Source organism: Winogradskyella sp. UBA3174, from assembly GCF_002364335.1.
Taxonomy (GTDB): Bacteria; Bacteroidota; Bacteroidia; order Flavobacteriales; family Flavobacteriaceae; genus Winogradskyella.
In genome coordinates this window covers 2,850-5,193 of the sequence record NZ_DEXW01000070.1, presented here as the reverse complement: position 1 = coordinate 5,193, position 2,344 = coordinate 2,850, and the positions used below count along the sequence as shown (strand labels likewise).

The window sequence follows — 2,344 nt, the reverse complement described above, 5'->3', positions numbered from 1 at the left end:
TTGTTCATTACCGTTTTCTAATAACAGTTTTAATGAATTTATATCTTGATCTAAATTATTAAGAATCCCTTTTAGGTATGTGGTTTCTACTTGTCTATTTGTATTATTTTCTTTCCAAGTATTTAATTGTAGGGCTATTAAAATACCAATAACCACAAGAACTATTTCGCCAATAGCATAGAGAACATATTTGTTTATTTTATTTTCAGTCAGTAACTGCTGTCTAATTTTTCTAAAGAATTTTATCATTGGTTAGCGGTTTATAATAATGAAGCACAATGGTTATGTATATCGTTAGTTGCTTGGTTAAGCAACTAATTTAGTAAACAAATCACAGATATAAAATTCCAGCGGAATTTTCGTGAGTAAGCTAGAACTAGCAATAAATTATATACGTTGTTTGCAGCTGTTTTTGTTTCATAACCTTTTATTTCTGTTCAATTAAATTGTGTATTCACATTTCAACCAACATTTTTTTTAAATATTTTCCAGTTTTCTACTGTAAAATTTGTCTTATTTAATTAGTTGCAATATTGCCATCATTGCCGTTAAATTAATAATTAGATGTATTATAATTGAATAAAGAAGCCTTTTACTTAATAGAAATGTAACTCCAAACATAATGCCACCGCCAAATAAGAAGAAAAAGCGATTGGTATATGCATTAATTCCGTGAATTCCTATAAATATGAAAGCAGCAACTATTAATGCAATCCATTTATTTAGACCAATTTCATTTAGTTGTGTAATGGCGAACCCTCTATAAACGATTTCTTCACAAAAACCTGTTGAAAAAACAAGAAGAATAAAAAAGATCCTATGTGAAGTTGTTTTGGGAATTAATCCCGAAATATCACCAAATTTTGAAGGATCTAATTCTACATTATTAAGCAATATTTCAACACCAACTAACATTAGAATAGCAACTAAAAGATAGCCACCTACGAGATGTAAAGTTCCTTTATTTGAAAGTTTATATCCAATATCGACAAGCCTTTTTTTTTGACTTTTTAGAAATTTTATAACTACTAATACCGAAAGCCAATGTAGCACGATAATTCCTCCCCAAAATGGAATATAATAATCTAAATCTTTATTTACAAAAAGTTCTATTGCAATAGAGGTCTTTCCAAATAATATATACAAAATTGGAAAACCAATTATAATAGATAGTATTTTCCAAATTTTGTTTTTCATTACCACAATTATATATTGATTTATTCTTATTTAACAATTCAAGTTTATAATTTCTACTGTTTTTCTTAATAACTGCTAACGTTACGTGTTTAGAATGAGCGTGTTTAAGAATCAGGATTTTCCGAAGGAAAATTAGAAGTTAGCAAACAGATAACAATCATTTAGTTAAGCACCAAAATAAGCATTTTTTATGCATATTGTTAGCTGTCGTTATTTTGTTTCAAGATTTGAATACATAAATAATGATTTGTACAGAATGTTAATCCGTCGGAACAGTTTCGCAATGCTTTGCAAATCCGTTGAGTAATATTATATAAGAGTTAGGTTTATTATTCGCAACAGTTACGTTTTGATTGATTTCGATATTTATATTAGAATTCTGCCATCCACAAAGACCGAGTGAGTTTTTACAGTTCATTTTAAACCACTTTAGAGTAATTTAATTATTTTTTTTATACCAGAGTGAGCAATGACAGATAACGGTTATGTATAAGGTTAGTTGCGATGTTTAAGCGCCTAATTTAGCAAAAATGGAACGAACTAGAGGGAATTCCGAAGGAATTTCAAAGTAGGCGAGAACCAAGCAATTAATTATACACGGTGTTACCAATTGTATTTATTCGCTCTTGTTTAAGTTTTCTATCTTCATTCTTGCATGTTCGCTCTTGGGATTAAGTCCAAGTGCTTTTTTATAGTTTTCGATTGCTTTTTTCTTATTCCCTGAAACTTCATAAGCCCCTCCTAGACTATCATAAGCATTAAATGAATTAGGGAAATTTTCTGTATTCAAGATAAAGAATTCTAATGCTTTGGATTTATCATTTTCGTTTCTACTTCGTAACATTCTATATCCTATTCGGTTCACAAGTAGCTCAGGTGGTTTAAAATTCCATGAAAGTCGTTGAGAAATTGATTGGAAATGTTCGATTAGCTGCATCTTAGTGTCCACATTTCTGAAAGAAATTCCGTAATCTTTAAAAATCGAAGAAATTCCATTATAAAAAGCAATAGGTGGAACAGAACCATGGTTTTCATTCTCGAAATACTCTAGTTTCGCAGGGAACTCTCCTTCACATTTACTATTTAATGCTTCGTACAATCGTAGATGGCGATCTCGGTTTCTAATATTTCTTTTTCCCCAGTTAGC

4 protein-coding genes are annotated in these 2,344 nt (G+C 29.8%); all 4 read right to left on the bottom strand.

Annotation, left to right across the window (positions count from 1 at the left end; all coding sequences use genetic code 11):
- Positions 1-249: DUF6090 family protein (locus B2U95_RS13705; protein ID WP_296317133.1), on the bottom strand; the 249-nt coding region annotated here is incomplete at its 3' end.
- Between the two features lie 264 nt (positions 250-513).
- Positions 514-1,197 (bottom strand): CPBP family intramembrane glutamic endopeptidase, encoded by a 684-nt coding sequence (locus B2U95_RS13700; protein ID WP_296317132.1) that lies wholly within the window; start codon positions 1,195-1,197, stop codon positions 514-516.
- Between the two features lie 259 nt (positions 1,198-1,456).
- On the bottom strand, positions 1,457-1,615 hold the full coding sequence (locus B2U95_RS13695) for a hypothetical protein (RefSeq protein WP_296317131.1): 159 nt from the start codon (positions 1,613-1,615) through the stop codon (positions 1,457-1,459).
- 198 nt (positions 1,616-1,813) lie between these two features.
- A partial coding sequence (locus tag B2U95_RS13690) for a tetratricopeptide repeat protein (protein ID WP_414727682.1) occupies positions 1,814-2,344 on the bottom strand: 531 nt, incomplete at its 5' end.